13 protein-coding genes are annotated in these 19,096 nt (G+C 48.3%); 3 read left to right on the forward strand and 10 right to left on the reverse strand.

Features of this window, described 5'->3' with window-relative positions; translation table 11 throughout:
• Positions 1-96: 96 nt before the first annotated feature.
• Positions 97-855, reverse strand: coding sequence for a sulfite exporter TauE/SafE family protein (locus C9I92_RS01825; protein WP_047885679.1), 759 nt, complete (start codon positions 853-855; stop codon positions 97-99).
• Between the two features lie 198 nt (positions 856-1,053).
• Between C9I92_RS01825 and C9I92_RS01830 the strand changes: the two genes are divergently transcribed.
• From C9I92_RS01830 to C9I92_RS01840, 3 genes are all read left to right on the forward strand, one after another.
• Positions 1,054-1,677, forward strand: a complete 624-nt coding sequence (locus C9I92_RS01830) for a YccT family protein (protein ID WP_047885680.1) — start codon at positions 1,054-1,056, stop codon at positions 1,675-1,677.
• 398 nt (positions 1,678-2,075) lie between these two features.
• A complete protein-coding gene (locus tag C9I92_RS01835; RefSeq protein ID WP_047885681.1) occupies positions 2,076-5,234 on the forward strand; it encodes a chitinase C-terminal domain-containing protein in 3,159 nt (1,052 codons plus the stop codon).
• A 637-nt stretch (positions 5,235-5,871) separates the two neighbouring features.
• The gene (locus C9I92_RS01840; RefSeq protein ID WP_047885682.1) at positions 5,872-6,519 is read left to right on the forward strand and encodes a murein L,D-transpeptidase catalytic domain family protein; all 648 of its coding nucleotides are present in this window, start codon (positions 5,872-5,874) and stop codon (positions 6,517-6,519) included.
• Positions 6,520-6,967: 448 nt separating this feature from the next.
• Here the strand turns inward: C9I92_RS01840 and ald are convergent, their stop codons facing one another.
• From ald to C9I92_RS01885, 9 genes are all read right to left on the reverse strand, one after another.
• Positions 6,968-8,086 (reverse strand): alanine dehydrogenase, encoded by a 1,119-nt coding sequence (gene ald, locus C9I92_RS01845; protein ID WP_047885683.1) that lies wholly within the window; start codon positions 8,084-8,086, stop codon positions 6,968-6,970.
• 518 nt (positions 8,087-8,604) lie between these two features.
• Complete coding sequence (locus C9I92_RS01850; protein WP_047885684.1) at positions 8,605-8,871, reverse strand: hypothetical protein; 267 nt, start codon at positions 8,869-8,871, stop codon at positions 8,605-8,607.
• 47 nt (positions 8,872-8,918) lie between these two features.
• Complete coding sequence (locus C9I92_RS01855; protein WP_047885685.1) at positions 8,919-9,566, reverse strand: HAD family hydrolase; 648 nt, start codon at positions 9,564-9,566, stop codon at positions 8,919-8,921.
• Positions 9,567-9,789: 223 nt separating this feature from the next.
• Positions 9,790-12,777 (reverse strand): sensor domain-containing protein, encoded by a 2,988-nt coding sequence (locus C9I92_RS01860; RefSeq protein WP_169776033.1) that lies wholly within the window; start codon positions 12,775-12,777, stop codon positions 9,790-9,792.
• 289 nt (positions 12,778-13,066) lie between these two features.
• On the reverse strand, positions 13,067-14,287 hold the full coding sequence (gene arsJ / locus C9I92_RS01865) for an organoarsenical effux MFS transporter ArsJ (protein WP_047885686.1): 1,221 nt from the start codon (positions 14,285-14,287) through the stop codon (positions 13,067-13,069).
• 34 nt (positions 14,288-14,321) lie between these two features.
• Positions 14,322-15,326, reverse strand: coding sequence for an ArsJ-associated glyceraldehyde-3-phosphate dehydrogenase (locus C9I92_RS01870; RefSeq protein WP_047885687.1), 1,005 nt, complete (start codon positions 15,324-15,326; stop codon positions 14,322-14,324).
• A gap of 542 nt (positions 15,327-15,868) precedes the next feature.
• On the reverse strand, positions 15,869-16,633 hold the full coding sequence (locus tag C9I92_RS01875) for a metalloregulator ArsR/SmtB family transcription factor (protein WP_047885688.1): 765 nt from the start codon (positions 16,631-16,633) through the stop codon (positions 15,869-15,871).
• Between the two features lie 347 nt (positions 16,634-16,980).
• Complete coding sequence (locus C9I92_RS01880) at positions 16,981-17,589, reverse strand: 2OG-Fe(II) oxygenase (protein WP_047885689.1); 609 nt, start codon at positions 17,587-17,589, stop codon at positions 16,981-16,983.
• Positions 17,590-17,882: 293 nt separating this feature from the next.
• Entirely contained in the window at positions 17,883-18,956 is a 1,074-nt protein-coding gene (locus C9I92_RS01885) for a lipase family alpha/beta hydrolase (RefSeq protein ID WP_047885690.1), read from the reverse strand.
• Positions 18,957-19,096 lie beyond the last annotated feature (140 nt).

Genomic DNA, 19,096 nt, shown 5'->3' on the forward strand with positions numbered 1-19,096 from the left:
ATCACAAAAAGAGCCAGCGCTATGCTGGCTCTTTTGTTTGGCTTTGCCTATTCCGTCGGATTTGACCTGCGTTAAATACGTTTATTTAATACAGGGTTAGGTCAGCATAGCTGCCACACAACCACACAGCGTCATTACAAACAAAAACCACTTCAGGGTTTCCGGCTTAGCACGAATGGCAAACTTCACCGCCAGGTGAGAACCCACCATAGTGCCGACAGCCAGTACCAGACCCGGGATCCACATCACCAGCCCTTCCATGACAAACAACGCCAGGGCAACGACGGTGAACACCAGTGTACACAACATTTTCAGAGCATTCGCCCGAACCAGATCATAGCGGAGCGTCCCGGCCAGTGCCGCCAGCAACACAAACCCGACACCGGCCTGCACAAACCCGCCGTAAAATCCTGCCAGCCCCAACCCCCACCATGAACTCGGAGTGTCTTTCACTTTACGAGGCTCTGTGCCCGGAGGGGGCGCAACGATAGCGGGTTTGAGCAAAATAATCAGCGCCATAGACAGCATGGTGCCGAGCAACAACGGTTTGATAATTCCTGCCGGGGCGTAAGCCGCCGCCGCTGCGCCCAACAAGCCACCAATAATGGTGGGTACCATTATCCCGCCGGTATCAGAGGCATCCAGCTTACCGTGATGCCTGAAGCCAAGGAGTGCGGTCAGGCCCTGCAATACGACCCCGACTCGGTTAGTAGCATTGGCCACTTCAGCCGGCATTCCCATCACCATCAGGGCAGGCAGCGTCAGGTTTGAGCCGCCCCCGGCGAGCGTATTAATAATGCCGGCAAGAAAGCCGGTGCTCACCAGCAGCCCGAGGTGAAACCAAGAAATGTCCATTTACTCTTTCCTTGTTTTGGTTATTTTTTATCCCTTGCGGGCATGCCAGAGTAAACAAAAAGTCACATAAGATCATTACTTTCTAACCATTCAACGTTATTATTCAGGATAGATTCAGCGATACAGAGCCAGACTTCTCAGATCAAAACAAAATCTCAGTAACCTGTTTGGAATTCAGACATTTTTCAAGGACTTTCTATGAAATTGCGTACTGCGTTATTAGCCATTACAGCGTGTGGTCTTAGTTTCTCATCACTGGCGGACGTAAAACTGGCCATGCCTTACCAGGCCGAAACGATTCTGGTCAATGGCGTCAAAAATAATGGTGATAAGTCACTGACACTTCCAAACGGTGTCAATCAGATTGCTTTCAAATTCAAGGATTCCCTGCGTGAAAACGGTGATGACCACCTTTTCACATCTGATGTTATCGTCGTAAAATTTGACGCCTCCGACGCCAATATCAACCTGGAACTGCCAAAAATCCGTTCAGGTCAGGAAGCACGTAAATTCAACCAGGAGCCAACATTCAATCTTGTTGATGCTTCTGGCACCAAAGTGGACTTTACTCAGGACAAACTTCTGAAAAAAGGTCTGCAATTTGGCCGTAACTATGAAGCTGAAATTGTGGCATACAACCAGTCTGGTCAAGCTGCCGCGATTGCACCGATTGCTGCAATTTCAACGGCACAGGCAGTGACAACTTTGCCTGCTAATGCAGCGCCGCAAGGTCAGAATGTTGCAGAAAACATGCTGATGTACTGGTATGCCCAGGCTGACGAGCAGACTCGCGCCCGCTTTAAGGCCGCGATTAGTCAGTAATACTATCTAACAAGCTGTTAAGCCATACATCAATACCTCAGACTGACAATCAGTCTGGGGTATTTTTATCCCTTCGAATACTAATTCATTTTGCCATGCCCAGCCTCAGTGGTTGCGCACGCGCTTGCACGCTGTCGTTCATACAGTCGTGACTCTTCGCTACAAAGCTACCTTCTGACAATATTTCCGCTTAATTTTTTCGTTAAAAACCGGTTATTGCTGCAAATTAACTGATGAATCTTTGCATCTGAATGCAGATATTTTGCGAGTTATTCGATGAATAACGAGAAATTTCAGTGAATATCTGATCCCTCTCCCTATAGTTATTTCACGGCAGAACAAAAGACCACTACAGCCGTCATTCTGAATATCCAACGTTCAATAACTAAGGAATATCAATGAACAAGAAGATCCAAAGGAAGGCAGTCTATCAGGCATTTCGCCTCAGCACCCTTGCCATATCGTGTATTGCCGCCTTTAATGCTCAGGCAGCAATAGACTGTGGGACCATTGAAAGCTGGAGCAACACCACGGCCTATGCTGGCGGTACGCAAGTTCAGCAGAATAACAGTGTCTATGAAGCGAAATGGTGGAGCCAGGGCAGCGATCCGGCAAAGAATTCCAGCTCTTATCAGGAATGGAAACTGGTTGACCAATGCGGCACGGGTGTCAGCAACCAGGCACCTTCTGTTCAAATCACTTCCCCGTCAGGCAGCAACCAATTGGTAGCTGGTGATGTCGTCACCATCAGTGCGGATGCCAACGACGTCGACGGTACTATTGCCAACGTCGAGTTTTACATTGGCACCACCCTGTTGGCCTCTGTGTCTAAAGCACCGTTCACCACTAACTGGACGGCAGTGAGTGGTTCTGCCGAAATAAAAGCCGTTGCCACCGACAACCTGGGCGCAACCAACACTTCTCAGATCACGCTGTCCGTTCAGGGTGAATCTAACGTTCTGCCAAATGTCGGTCTGACGGTTTCAGCCTCTGCGGTAGAAGCCGGCAGCGTCGTAACATTAAACGCCAGTGCTGCCGACAGTGACGGGCAAGTTGAAAAAGTCGACTTCTTCGCAAATGGCAAACTGGTTGGCACGTCAGCCACGGCACCATATACCTTCAGCTACACCGCTCCACAATCAGGCAGTGTTTCCTTGTTTGCGCGCGCGACCGACAACCTTGGCGGTTTCAGCGATTCTTCTGCCGTTTCGATTACAGTTTCCGGCGTTACACCACCGTCAGCACAAAGCTGTCGTCCGGATGGACTCTACCAGACTGAAGGCGTAAACGTACCTTACTGTACTATCTATGACGATCAGGGCCGCGAAATCATGGGCGCCGATCACCCCCGCCGTGTCATCGGCTACTTCACCAGCTGGCGTGCCGGTGACAACCCTGACAGCCGTTATCTGGTCAGCGACATTCCGTGGGAGCAGCTGACACACATCAACTACGCCTTCGTCAGTATCGGTCCAGACGGCAAGGTCAACATAGGTAACGTGAACGATCCTGCCAACCCGGCGGTCGGCCAGGAATGGCAAGGCGTTGACATCGATCCGTCTCTGGGTTTCAAAGGCCACTTTGGTGCGCTGGCTACCGCCAAGGCCAAACATGGTGTGAAAACCCTGATTTCTATTGGCGGCTGGGCTGAAACAGGCGGGCATTTTGGTCCTGACGGCAATCGCGTTGCCGATGGTGGTTTCTATACCATGACGACGAATGCCGACGGCAGCATTAACCATGCCGGTATTCAGACATTCGCCGATTCAGCCGTTGCAATGATGCGTCAGTACAAGTTTGACGGTCTGGATATCGACTACGAATACCCAACCAGCATGTCTGGAGCCGGTAACCCGGATGATAAAGCGTTTGCTGAGCCTCGCCGTCCGCACCTGATGAAGTCTTATCACGAGCTGATGCGTGTACTGCGTGAAAAACTGGACCACGCCAGTGCACAAGACGGCATTCACTACATGCTGACTATCGCAGCGCCTTCATCGGGTTACCTGCTGCGCGGCATGGAAACCATGTCTATTACCAAGTACCTGGATTACGTAAACATCATGTCTTACGACCTTCACGGTGCCTGGAACGATCACGTAGGTCATAATGCTGCCCTGTATGACACAGGTAAAGACTCAGAGCTGGCTCAGTGGAACGTCTACGGCACCGCGGCCTACGGCGGTATTGGTTACCTGAATACTGACTGGGCATACCACTATTTCCGTGGTTCTATGCCTGCTGGCCGAATCAACATCGGTGTGCCGTATTACACCCGTGGCTGGCAGAACGTCACCGGTGGCGAAAACGGCCTGTGGGGCCGTGCTCCGCTGCCGAACCAGTCACAGTGCGCCGCAGGTACTGGCGAAGGTGAGAAAAACAACTGCGGCTACGGTGCAGTCGGTATTGATAACATGTGGCATGACAAAGATGCTGCAGGTAATGAAATGGGCGCGGGCTCCAACCCAATGTGGCATGCGATGAACCTGGCCCGTGGTATTTACGGCAGCTACACCGCAGCCTACGGCTTGGATCCAGTCAATGACCCACAGGACAAACTGGTCGGCGCATACACCCGTCATTATGACAATGTAGCCGTGGCACCTTGGCTGTGGAACGCAGAGAAGAAAGTCTTCCTGTCGACTGAAGACAAAGAGTCGATCGAAACCAAAGCCAACTACGTCATGGACAAGGGTATTGGCGGTATCATGTTCTGGGAACTGGCTGGTGACTATAACTGTTACGTAGTCGATGCTAACGGCAAGCGCACCACTGTCGATCCGACGGAAGCGGCCTGTCAGTCCGGTAACGGTGAATACCACATGGGTAACACCATGACCAAGGCGATTTATGACAAGTTCCAGTCAGCCACGCCTTACGGTAACACAGTTGCAACCGGGGCAATTCCGACAGAAACCGTTGACATTACGGTGTCTATCGATGGTTTCAAAGTCGGCGATCAAAACTACCCTATTAACCCGAAAATTACTTTCACCAACAATACCGGTCAGGCAATTCCTGGCGGAACGGAGTTCCAGTTCGACATTCCGACATCTGCGCCGGATAACGCCAAAGACCAGTCTGGTGGTGGTCTGAAAGTGATTGCATCCGGCCACAACCGCGCCAATAACATCGGCGGCCTGGATGGCGAGATGCATCGCGTTGCCTTCAGCTTACCGAGCTGGAAGGATCTGCCTGCTGGCGACAGCTATATCCTGGACATGGTGTACTACCTGCCAATTTCAGGCCCGGCTAACTACAGTGTTACAGTGAACGGTAAAGAGTACGCCTTCAAGTTTGAGCACCCAGAGTTGCCTGTTGGCGATATCGGGGCTGGCAATGGCGGGGGCGATACCGGGGGCGGTGATAACGGCACCTGCAACACAACCGGTATTAACACTTATCCTAACTGGCCGCAAACCGACTGGTCTGGTAACCCGAGCCACGCCAACCAGGGTGACAAAATCATCCACAACGGCGTTGTTTATCAGGCTAACTGGTGGACAAGTTCAGTTCCGGGAAGCGATGGCAGCTGGAAAACCGTCTGCAACATCTAATCGTTGTTAGACTGATTACATCAAAGCGCAGGGTTGCCCTGCGCTTTTTCCTTCTCGAATGCGTCATCTTTTTTCCTTTATCCATCAGCATGCAAAGTCTGCGTTTTTTGTCTTAATCCTCAATCAGTCTCAATCGGCTCTCAGATTCGCTGTTTTACAACCATCGCCGAAATCTGCCCTGTCTATCAGTCTTCGCTCGGTAGCAGCAAGAGTTAACGGGTGACATCCGGCTCCTTGTTGCCTTCCCCCTTCATCAATGCTCATTTTATAACCACTAAAACGCGACATTACGCTCATTTTTCAACCGAACAGCCAAAAGTTGAATTTTTCTATAGTTACAAAAACATGATCCTGATTTCTATCATTACAAACAGATATTTATGCCATTCTCAATGCTGTGATTTATAAATTTAGCGAAAAGCGAAAGAACTAGGACAAATTTGATGATAAGAAAAACAAACTTATTTAACGCATTGTAATGAGCGTTCTTTTCCATCAGGACAAGAAATAAAACTTGATTTTTTTGCTTTTCATTCGGTCAATCTGAACCTTTACCAAGCCTAAACAAAAGTTTTTTTTATGGTAGAGTCCTTTCCCACTAATGATAAACAACTCACTTTTATACTTTACAGGGAAAATGAAAAAAGTAATTTTTTTGTTTGTTTGGGCTCTGCTCAGCTTACCAGCACTTGTATCGGCGAGTGTGATCAATGCTCAATCGTACACAAAGAGCAATAATTCAGACATCCTTGCCAAGGATGTTTATAAGAAAGCCAAACTAGAGGGCGTAATTAATTATCAAGTATTTGAAGAGGGTTTTAATGCTTATTACAAAACACAACAACGTAAAAAACAATTGCTGACAATCATTGATTTCAGTAAGCCATCAACACAAAAACGTTTTTACGTCATTGATTTAAGAACTAACCGCCTGCTTTATCACACCTACGTGTCACACGGTGTCAACAGCGGGGGTAAAGTGGCCAACCGTTTTTCCAACACGGTAAATTCACGCCAAAGTTCGCTGGGTACCTTTCTGACCGACACGACCTATTATGGTGGTAATGGTTACTCACTCCGCCTGGACGGACTCACAAAGGGCATCAATGACAACGCTCGCCGCCGCTATATCGTGGTTCACGGTGCAGACTACGCGACAGAGTCGTTCATTCGCCGACATGGTTATCTGGGACGAAGCTGGGGATGTCCAGCGTTACCGGAAGAACTATCTAAAGAGATTATTAACACCATTAAAGGCGGTAGTGTGATTTACGCACACGCCTGATGGCTAACTGTTCCTCTTCAAATCAGCTCAGAATAAAAAAGCAGTACATTCATGTACTGCTTTTTTATTCTTACCACTTCCATCAATCGGTTATATATATCATGCACATATAAGCGTTGCCTGACTAGAGATGCCATATATGCCCTCTGAACGATAACTTCTTATAAACAGAGAGCAATTTTTAAAATACCACCGATTCTTCAAAAAATATTTTTATTCTTTTCATCAAGCACTTATTAATCATTTTTCTGTCACCATAAGATCACTTAACTACGTCTTTTTTAGGCCGATAACTCTAAGATAATGAAATAAAATAATTTTCATGCCATGACAGATAAAATCAACCCAAATAAGCGCCATAAAAAACAATTAACACAGTGGCAAATAAAGTCGGTAAATAAAAAATCCCCGTAAACGGGGATTTCATATGATTAATCAAGAATTTGAATTAACCGGCCAGTGCGCTTTCAGGCGTTACATATGGCAGGTTTAACGATTCTGACACTTCGCGACAGGTCACCTGTCCGCGGTAAACATTCAAGCCGTGAAGTAGGTGCTTATCTTCCTGCAGTGCCGCTTTATAACCTTTGTCTGCCAGTTTCAGAATGTACGGTAATGTGGCATTGTTCAGCGCAAAGGTGGATGTTCTTGCCACCGCTCCCGGCATGTTCGCCACGCAGTAGTGCACAACATCGTCCACGATGTAGGTCGGTTCACTGTGGGTTGTCGGGTGCGATGTTTCGACGCAGCCCCCTTGGTCAATCGCAACATCCACAATCGCAGAGCCCGGCTTCATTTTTGACACCATTTCTGCAGTGACCAGTTTCGGCGCAGCCGCACCGGCCACCAGCACTCCACCAATGACTAAGTCAGCGTCAAGCACATGCTTTTCGATAGCGTCTTTTGTTGAGTAAACACACTGCACTTTTCCATCAAACTGGGCATCAAGACTGCGCAACACGTCGATATTACGGTCCAGGATTACCACGTTAGCCCGCATACCTACGGCAACTTGAGCGGCATTGGCACCCACGACCCCGCCACCGATAATCACAACATTAGCTGGTTCTACACCCGGGACACCGCCCAGTAACATGCCACGGCCGCCACGAGATTTCTCAAGTGCAAAAGCCCCGGCCTGTACAGACATACGACCCGCGACTTCAGACATCGGTGCCAGTAACGGCAACCGGCCTTTATCATCGGTCACGGTTTCATAGGCAATACATACCGCTTTGCTGTTGATCAGATCGTGCGTTTGCTCCGGATCAGGCGCAAGGTGGAGGTAAGTAAACAGGATCTGGCCTTCACGCAGTAATGCACGCTCAACAGCCTGAGGTTCCTTGACCTTTACAATCATGTCTGATTCTGCAAAAACAGCGACGGCTGTTGGCAGAATCTGGGCACCTGCATCAATGTAGTCCTGATCACTGAAACCGATCCCAGAACCCGCATTGGTTTCCACATACACAGTGTGTCCATGCGCAACAGCTTCACTCACTGAAGCCGGCACCATACCCACACGGTATTCGTGAACTTTAATTTCCTTAGGTACACCAATAATCATATTTTGTATCCTTGCGGCCTTGTTAAAAGTTATATACACAATAATGTAAATAACTCGGAATGTGCGCCCGTTTTTTAACCACAAATCAACAAATCGAACCGGGATTTTCTACCATTAAAGATGATTAATCGGTTTTTGAGCAACATCACACACCAAAAACCTGACTTATATCAATTAAACAGACCAGTAGACTATATATAAGCATACTTCCAGTCCAAAGCACTAAAAAATTTCTTTTTTAAGGTTAAATCATAAGCAAGGAAGCGGGTTAAAAGCAGTGGTGGCCTGATGGCGCCTAATGAAATTAAACAATTCATCGGATAAAACCAGAAAAACAGGATAAAGCTCATAGATGATAGTCTTATCTTTAGCCTGACTGACAAAAACCAAAGCCAACAAACAATTAAACTACCCGCAACAAAAAGAGTCTGGCCAATGGGGCAATCTGGATTTGAGGACAAAAAAAGAGCCGCATCGTGCGGCTCCTTTTTTATACCTTTTCAGCAGATTCAGAAGAATCAGTCTTCAAATTCCCACGGCATATCCGGTAATGCATCAAGGTTTTCGCTGTAACGTTTCAGATCAAAGCTACCGCCATTTTTCGCCACATCGAATACTTCAACCGATAAAGCGCAGGCGATCATCTCAATTGCTTCATCACGCGGCGTGCCGGTCATTACCAGTCGCATCAGCGTCTCTTTCACCTTGATCGGATTACCATCATCAAGCTGGTTTTTTACCGTTTCAACCAGCATGTCGCCAGTCATAATCTCATCATCTTGCATAAAAATGCCTTACATTTTTGTCATTTAGTGCTGCTGTAAGCAACACATTAAGCAACCAGCCAGCTGGCGCGCTGCTCGTGCGCTTCAACCAGTGTCTGGTAACGATACGGAGTCATCTCTCGCCCGACCGGATGACTGTCATTCACGACAACGAGTCGCAACCCGGCCGAGGTGGCCGACATCGCACCGGTCATACTGTCTTCCACGGCAACAACTTGCGTGGTGCAGTAACCCAGAGTCTGGCAGGCAAGCTGATAGATATCCGGAGCAGGCTTATTGGAAGCCACTTCATTTCCGCAAAAAATATGATCGAAAAACTCCAGCCATCCCAGCTTTGCCAGAATCCCTTCGACGTACTCACGCGGAGCGCCGGTCACCACCGCCAGCGGTAGTTGGCCATGTAGCTGGCGCAGCAATCCTTCCGCACCATGTTTAGGTGGTACGCCACGTTCAATCAGGGCGATGTGTGTCAGGTGCTCCATGTCAGCCACCGTTGTAGACGGGCAATGGGTCAGCTGATATTGCTGGTGAAACGCAGTGGCAACCTTCTCCCACGGTACTCCGGCATAATCACGTAAAAAGTCTGCGGCAGAGATATCGACTCCCCATTTAGCCAGATACTGGCTCCAGTTCTCAGCGTGAAAAATCTCGGAATCTACCAAGGTACCATCAAAATCAAAGCATACAGCCTGCATCTAACTACTCCTGTCATGTTTCGGCTGCTATGTTACTAATCTTGCGCGCATAATGCCAAACGTGTCGTGATACCGATTTATGACGAACACGAATGGCTTTGCTCTTATACCTGAGCTAAATACCTAGTCGCTACTTACCCAGAACCCAATTACCTATTACCCCGAACCTAGCACCTAGCACCTAGCACCTAGCACCTAGCATCTAGCACCGAGTAATTAGATCTCAGATCTCTTCCTGTTGAGCATCGTATAAATCATGGCTTCTGTCATCTTCAAGCCCTTCCTCATACTGATTGTTCAGCATCACCAGGCAATCGGTCAGCGGGCGTGCCGGGCTGTAGTAAAAACCCTGAACGTAATGACAGTTCAGTTCCTGCAGACACTCAAGCTGTGCCCGATTCTCCACCCCTTCCGCCACCACCTGAATACCGAGTTTGTGGCTGAGGTCGATAATCAGAGATACCAGTGTCCGACTATCCTGGCTGTGTTCCATCTCCCGGATAAAACTCCGATCAATCTTGATAATGTCGGGCCTCAGCTCGACCACAGAACTCAGCGAGGAATACCCGGTTCCGAAATCATCCAGCGCCACCTTAATGCCGCGCTGTTTGAACTCTCCCAATAGCGCCTGAATATTCTGGCTCTCACTGGATGCGGTCGTTTCCGTGATTTCAATGATCACCGAATCCGGCGTCAGGCCATACTTCTCAATCACATCCCAGACCATAGGTGTGGCCTGATAATTCATAAACTCTTTTACGGAGCGATTGATATTAAATGCGATATCGGTATAGCCGGCCTGATGGACTTTGCACAAATCACGGCACGCCTGATGCAGAACATATTCGCCAAGGTGAGTAATAAGCCCATATTTTTCTGCAACCGGAATAAACTTTTCGGGAGAAATGAATCCCTCGACGTCATCGAACCAACGCAGCAAGGCTTCAAACCGTTTTATTTTACCGCTGTCGGCATCAATGATCGGCTGGTAGTGCACCGTCAACGCATTTTCGGTAATGGCTTTTTTCAGGCGGTCACGCAGTTTCAGTTTTTCGATGTACTGAGACTGCATGTTGCTGTCGTACTCACAGATCCCATTCCGGCCATTGCCTTTCATGTTGTACATGGCGTAATCGGCATTTTTCAGCAGCTCACTGTGCGTCTCCCCGCTTTCCGGATAAGAAGAAATGCCAACGCTGACCGTCGTATTCACCTCCACGCCATCAATCATAAAGGTCTGAGAGATACGGTTAACCACTTCTTGTCCCCACTGCCGGGCTTCAGCGGCGGTGGTATCAGGCAGTAAGACACAAAATTCATCGCCGCCATAGCGGCAGATGTCATCATGGTTTGCAAAAATACCTTTAAGGCAGTTCGCGATATGTACCAGTACGTTATCGCCAAAATCATGCCCGTAGAGATCGTTGATCGACTTAAAGTCATCGGTATCAATAAACAGCAGAGCGAAGGCCTGGGTATGGCGATTGGACATCTGGTCGATATGTTTGCTGACGCGATGGGCAAAACTGCGACGGTTTACCAGTCCGGTCAACGGATCGTTATAGGCATAAAAGCTCAGTTGCTCTTCCGCTTTTTTCCAATGGCTTATATCCCGAAATACCGCGACGAAGTTAATCACTTCCTGATTATCATCACGAATCACATTGATGGACATTTCTTCTGGATAGATTTCACCGTTCTTGCGTTTATTCCAGACTTCCCCTTTCCAGTGTCCGTATTCACTCAGGTGCTTCCACAGAGATTCATAATACGATTTATCATGAATACCCGACGACAACACATTCGGGCGCAAGCCTAATATTTCATGCTCGCGATAGCCGGTAGTTTCTTCCAGCGCACGGTTAACCGAAATAATACGGTTATGTTTATCTGTGATCAGAATACATTCCGACGTATTATCAAATACAACCTTAGCACGGCTGAGCTGACGCTTGGTTTCGACACTACTGGTAATATCACGCTGTATACCAGCGATTTTAACCGGATTACCCGCTTCATCTTTGGCAATCACACTGCCTTTAATCTTTAGCCAGTGTTCTTTACTGACTGACTCACCAGAAGCAAAATGCTGTTTCCGGCGAAACTCAAATTGAAACACTGAAGTATGACGTTGCTGAAGAAAGCTATTAAAAAAGGTCAGCCCTTCTTCTTTGTCTTCATCAACAATAGAGTCAAGCCAGATATCAAGATCATTACCGCAGGTCGGTTTTTCCCTTCCCAGAATTTGCCAGAACTTCGGGGATGTCGCGAATTCGCGTTTTTCGATGTCGTATTCCCAGATACCTTCTTCGACATAGGTAAATGCTGTGTTCAGCTGGCGCGACGTTTTCGTTAGTTTGGCGGAAATCTGATACACATCGGTGACATCATGCACGGTTCCACGCATTTGTACCGGTGCGCCAAATTCGTTGCGAATCACTTCTGCCCGCTTTCGCAGGTATTTAATTTGTCCATCTTCCAGCAATGTCCGATGAACCAGGTTGTAGCTGTGCGATTCTGAAGCAATGGCGCTGTGCAGGGCATTCAGTACCCAATCTCGGTCTTCCGGGTGAATCAGGGTTTCCAGCAGAGTCAGCGACGGTTCCAGTGTTTCATCTGGCAAACCGTAGATACGGTATACCTCTTTACTCCAGCGGAAAGATTCCTGATTCAAATTCCAAACCCAGCTACCAACCTTGGCAACACGCTGACCTTCTTCCAGCGCCCACAGCAACTGATCCTGGCGCTCCAGCAACGCAGAATATTGCATTTCCACACCAAGGTAATAACTCAGTGACTGGCAGACCGCCACCAGTTCATCCGGCAACTCAAATGGCTTATCAAACAGACAGACAATAATGCCTTCCGGAGTATTTTTTTTCGCATAGACAGGAATACCCACGTAGGCTTCAGCCTGCAGATCCTTCAATGCAGTATCTCGGGGAAATAACGCCTGAATATTGGCGCTGTAACAACAAATCTGATTTAAACAGCGCACATCAGAGCATGGAGTTCCATCCAGCGGGTAGCGAAAATTGTCGCTTATTTCGCCGCGATGACGATAAGACAGCGTCTGAATAGAGGTGTTGCCATCGACAAAATAGCCAATAAAGACATCTGTCGCGCCAAAATGTTTATAGAGTAGTTGTGTGGTGGCTTCGAATAATGCTTCTCCACCCAGCCATTTCAGCTCGTTTATTATTGCTTCCATCACTATTGTGTAACCGCTGAATTCATAGAAAACGCTGTCACCCATTCCTTAGACGTATTGAGAAACGGGGGCGACTTTACAGCATGCAGCTTCGCGTTAAAAGTGCATCTACTTTAATATAAATTAACAGTAAACAGAATATTGATAAACATCACTATTTCATCAATGGTTTTTATCAACAACGTTAACGACGGAAAAAATATGCAAAAAAGAAAAGCCCGGAGCACAACGGTACTCTGGGCTTTGTATCTGAGTGTCGAATAGTTAATCAGTGACTAAGTCGAAAAGCTTAATCCGCTTTATGGGCGGGTAGCCAGACAGAAATCAGCGTTGTCACGGCCAGAAATACAAATGATACCCACAAGCAGGCCGCCAGTCCGAATGCCAGATATATCCATCCCGACAAAATGGTGCCAATTAATCGCCCCATCGCATTGGCCATATAATAAAAACCAACATCCAGAGACACACCGTCTTCTTTTGCATAACTGACAATCAAATAGGAATGCAGTGATGAGTTGATGGCAAACACCGCGCCGAAACTCAGCAAGCCAGCAATAATAGTTAACCCTGGTTGCCAGCCTGATTGCACGCCAATCGCCACCAGTGCCGTCACAGCGGCTAACAGGGCAGCCCAGCCCATTGCCGCTTTACCGTCCGGCACCACACCACGCGATTTGCCGGTGAAATGCGGTGCAACACCCTGCACAACCCCATAAGCAATCACCCAGAGAGCAAGGAAACCGCCTACCCAGAGATGATCCCAGCCAAATACTTCGCTCAGATACAGCGGCAACGCCACCACGAACCACACGTCTCTGGCGCCAAACAGGAACATTCTGGCGGCAGAAAGGATATTCACGCTGACGCTTTTGGAAAATATCTGAGAAAACTTCACTTTCTGCTTGGCTTTGCCCAGATCTTTGTCCAGCCACATCAGGCTCATCACCAGTACCACCAGCAAGACCGACGCCATGGCCACCACCGCGCCCTTGAAGCCAATCAACGTGAGCAGCAAACCACCGATAAAAAAGCCCGCCCCTTTCAGGGCATTCTTAGATCCGGTTAGTACCGCGACCCAGTGATACAGCGCCCCCTGCTGCCCATCAGGCACCAGGGTTTTAATAGCACTTTTGGCGCTCATTTTATTGAGATCTTTTGCGATTCCGGACATTGCCTGCGCCAGCATTACCCAAGGCACTGTCAGATAGCTGACCGGTACAGCCAACATCAGCAACGCCACCACTTGCATGGCCAGGCCGGTGTTCATGGTACGATTCAGCCCCATACGCGCACCCAGCCAGCCGCCAATCAGGTTGGTGACAACCCCGAAAAATTCATAGAACAGGAACAGTGAGGCGATTTCCAGCGCGCTGTAACCCAGTTGATGGAAGTACAGCACCACCAGCATACGCAGTGCTCCGTCAGTGACGGTAAAATTCCAGTAGTTAAAAGTGACCAACATATACTGGCGCACTTCTTTAGACAGACTTGAAATGGCGGCGATCATACTCAGAGATTCCTGTTCTTAGACTTATTCGAGCTTAACCTGCCAGACCCACTTTGCGGATCAGCTCTGAGGTACGGGTCGCATAACCCATCTCATTGTCGTACCAGGCATAGACTTTCACCATCCGGTCATTCACCACCATCGTCGACAGTGCATCTACCACCGTTGAGCGTTGATCGCCTTTGTAATCAATCGATACCAGTGGGCGGTCTTCATAGCCAAGAATACCTGCCAGTTCGCCTTCGGCTGCTTCTTTAAGCAGCGCATTCACTTCATCGGCTGTCGTGTCCCGGCTGACATCAAAAATGATGTCGGTCAGCGAAGCATTTGCCAGTGGTACACGCACCGCATGACCGTTAATTTTACCGGCCAGCTCAGGGAAAATTTCGACAATGGCAGTGGCTGAACCCGTCGTCGTCGGGATCAGGCTCATCCCACAGGCACGTGCACGACGCAGATCTTTATGCGGCGCATCCAGAATGGTTTGAGTGTTTGTCAGATCATGAATTGTGGTAAAGGTTGACTGCTCAATCCCCAGTTTTTCGTGAATAACTTTAACCACAGGAGCAATACAGTTTGTGGTGCAGGAAGCTGCCGTCACAATGCGGTGTTGTGCAGGATCAAACAGATGATCGTTAACCCCAACCACGACATTCAGTACCCCTTCCTCCTTCACCGGAGCGGATACTACAACGCGTTTCACACCCTGCGCTAAATATTGATCCAGAAACTCGCGCTTACGGTGAACACCGGTCGCTTCAAGCACCACATCACAACCTGACCAGTCAACCGCCTGAATATCACGCTCCTGAGTGCAACGGATTGTTTTGTTGTTAATAAGCAGCGTGTTCCCGTCAACGTTCACGTTGTGATGCCAGCGTCCCTGAACTGAATCGAACTCCAGCAAATGGCCCAGTGTTTTAGCATCACCAGCCACATCATTGATTTGCACAAACTCCAGCTCTTCCCAGTCAAACGCAGCACGAAGTGCCAAACGACCGATGCGGCCAAAACCGTTAATGCCTACTTTAATTGCCATGTTCCATTCTCCTCGCACCCGACGCTAATACCCGGGATCTTATGTCCGAAAGATAGTCACCCACGCTGGTGTCTAAAATCTTAGCCACACTCTGGGGTCAATACTTATGCCTAAGCCAGAATATACACAAAATCGTATATATGATTTTTCATATATACTATCAGGACAAAAAATAGTTTCCAGATCTTTTTACCTCCCCCTTCTCGAAGAGAAGCCGCCCCAGAAACCTAACTGACAGAAAAACCACTCTGCTAACCAGCGCTCCCCTGTATTCGGACAGGGAAAACACGGTAGATACACGACGTAACTTGACCAACATGGTGACCAAAAACAAAATAAGATGGAAAGAGTGAGGGAAAACGAGGTGAACAGAGATACCGCGAAACAAGCCGGGACAAAACGAAGCAAGTGGGAACAAAAAGAAGCTGATAGGTTTAGAAAAACTATAAAACGGAGGGAAACACAGCGTGGACCCACAAACAATTAAGCAGCAGCTTAGCATTAAGCCACTGCCAAATGTGACGAGACACTGAGCGCAGAAGCTACACTTTCACGGAACGATTATCAGGCACTTTACGTTGCTGGAGCTGACTGAGTTGGAGCTTTTCCTGATTGATTATTCCCGGATTGCCATTACGAACCGTTGTAAAAACATGACGGACCCAGACAGGCAGGTTTTCCGTGTAACGGTAGAAGATCCATTGTCCTTCCCGACGCGTTTCCAGTACCCCGCTATCGCGCAGCAATGCCAAATGTCTTGAGACTTTAGGCTGACTGACACCCAGACTTTCAACAAGATCGCTGACGGTCACCCACTGCTCATCTTCTATAATCATCAGGATTTTGAGCCTGAGAGGATCACTCATCACTTTAAACAGCTCGACCGGTCCCATCGCGGACGTCGATTCCGTGCCGTTTAACATCAAAAACAAGGAAATCCGGGCGATGAGCGCATCCAGCGTGTCACGAAACGGCTTGAGCCCAGGCAGCGGTTTAGGATCTTTAAAGTCCCAGTGTAACAGCGCATCAGAATCAGCAAACAACGCACACTCATCGCTGGCTTTGTCACACAAGGTGATAACGGTATCAAAGTGCTGATCCGCCAGATCCTGAACCGACAAGCTTTCAAGGCCGGAACTGTCGATCCCTTGCTCTGCGAGTGCTTCATAAACCCGTGGGTCAACCCCTTCAGGCCGCATGCCAGCGCTACACACCTCCACGCCATTGCCCGCCAAATGACGCATTGCCGCTTCAGCCAACTGTGAACGGGCGGAGTTACCGGTACAGAGAAAAAGGATTCGTTTCATGCTACTGGCCTGAAGGTTATTATTCTGCCGCTATTATATGCACAGGCTCAGATATATGAAAGATCATATATGCTGCGCTGTGACTTTCAGTCGAGGAGATTAAAACCGTTCTAAACAGATATACACGCCGTCGGGCATCAGCCACTAGGAGTACAAAATGCTGACAGTGGACAAAGAAAAAAGGGAAGGAAAGCCGGCAGAGAAACTGATAAAGGGAAATGAAAACAAGTTAACCGTTCTAAAAAGAAGAAAAAGCCACCCCATGACGACGTGACTCTTTTTGTGATGGTGTTCTGTAGTGAACGCGCTGATAAGTACCGAGACCGTTCAGCAGGGTATCTCGAAAACTAGCGGGAAATATCCATCCGGTCGCCCGTTACCCCATTGGTTCGGAACCAACCAGCAATGCTAAACCGTTCACGCTGTACCGGTAACACTTCATGAGGAAAATTTTCCGACAAAAAGACCACCAGCCGGCCGGCTTTTGGCTCAAGCGTTTTCAGCAAGTTATCTTCCATGTCATACATTTTAAGCTGGCCGCCATCATCTTCATGCCATTGCTCGTTGAGATAAAACACTGTGGTCAGCTTACGGTTGCTCTGGCCTTTGAAAGCGTCCAGGTGTTTCTCATAAAAATCACCGTGCTCGTATTTGGCAAAATGTGATTCATACTCAAACAAACCGAGAAACAGGTGACGATTGACCATCTGACGGATCGTTTCCATTTCGGCCAGATAAGCCTGAACCGGCTGCCCCATGTTGCCGTCCAGCCACTGTATTTTGTCGCGGCGTCGCGATTTTGCCTGCATGTAGTCCTGATTCCGCCCGATTCCGGCTTGCGTCCATTCCTCCGGAATACAGCTGGCTAATGCCCTTACTTTCTCTGTCGAGAGAAAATCGTCCCAAACATACCAACCACAGGTATGCAGTGCATCAATCAGAGAATCGTGATTCATTGTTTATAAGCGCAATACAGTAAAAAGACGCTTATATTTCATTCTGATGACCGCCACAAATCATCTATTTCATCCTGAGCATCAAAAATAATTATCGAGCTTTCACTGTCATATTATGCGCTTCGTCGATGCTGGGTAACACAGAACCAGCGCCTTAGGCAACACACTGTTTTTTAGCGAAAATACCGATTAAGACAAAATCTTAACTTAGCGCCTGACGGAGCAAGTGCCTAAGTTGCATTAATAAATGCTGACAAGATTTCTTACAACGTCATGTCTTACTAGGTCATTCCCTACAAAGTGTGGGTAAGTACCCATTGGCGAATTTGAGCCATCACTGTCGGGTGGCATATCAGGTCAATATGGTGAATGCCGGCCCCAACCCACTTTCCATGGTCAGCATAATTCAGCGCCGGCATCCCCTGTTCGCTCTCACCGAGAGCACTCGGTACAGGCACAAGGCCGTCGCCCAAACGGCGATTTTTTTCATCATGAAGGTTTTTCCCCAGGCAACTTGCCACCGCAAAGCAATGTACTTGGTCAGGTAAACGCGGACGGGTCTGCATCGCATCATGACTTGGTGACTTGTCAGTGTGCAGCCAGTCTTCATGCACAATCAGGCCTCGGCTTAAATCTTTCGTCCCACTACTGCGTATTTCACCCAGTTTCTGCAAAAAACTCAGACTTGGCGTAGTCGCGGCCTGCTCATCAATCCAGGAAGCCAGACGCGCCAGCGGTGCCCCATTGTGTGGTGTACCCAAAGTGACAAATGTTTGCAGTCGGTGCACCCACTGATAGTTGCAATGCTCAGCATAGTAACAAGCACTGCGGGTCACCAGCCCGCCCATGCTGTGGCCGACAATCACAAGCTCAGTCACCTCACATGGCCAGGCTCGGATCAGCGCTTCCAGTGCGGTCGCCAACTCTTCGCCATTCTGGGAAATATGGTGGCCGGTGTTGTAACGAAGAAAAACAGCAGTATATCCCGCAGCAGCCAGCAACTGATCAGGCTTATGCCCTTTACGCTGCCAGCCGGTATCAGCCATACACCAGCCATGTACATAAAGAACAATCCTTGATGAAGCGCCGGGGAGCTGGGATGCCAATAATGCCGGATGAGTACTCAGGATCTGGCGTTGATCAGTAAACACCATCGATAGCGCTAACGGGCTTTGTTTGTGATACAGCTGATCCCCTACCATGCCATTGACTTTGGCGAGAAACGCCAGTTTCTGATCCGGTGGCAATCCTTCTTCGATAAACTGCAAAGCACGCTGTTTAGCAGCAGCAGACTGTTCCACAAAGCGGCTGGAAAAGTCCTGCTTCAGGAGATGGAGCTTATCTCTGAGATTATCGTTTATCGTCATTGGTCAACCTCAGTAATATTTTTTCACTGTTCGATAATAGAATAATCCCCTCCGGCTTAACAGCCTATTTTTCAATACACGAAAAATAATCAGTGCTAACTAATTTAAAATAAAAACCAATAACTCAAATTTTAAACAAA

Source organism: Photobacterium ganghwense, assembly GCF_003025595.1.
Taxonomy (GTDB): Bacteria; Pseudomonadota; Gammaproteobacteria; order Enterobacterales; family Vibrionaceae; genus Photobacterium; species Photobacterium ganghwense.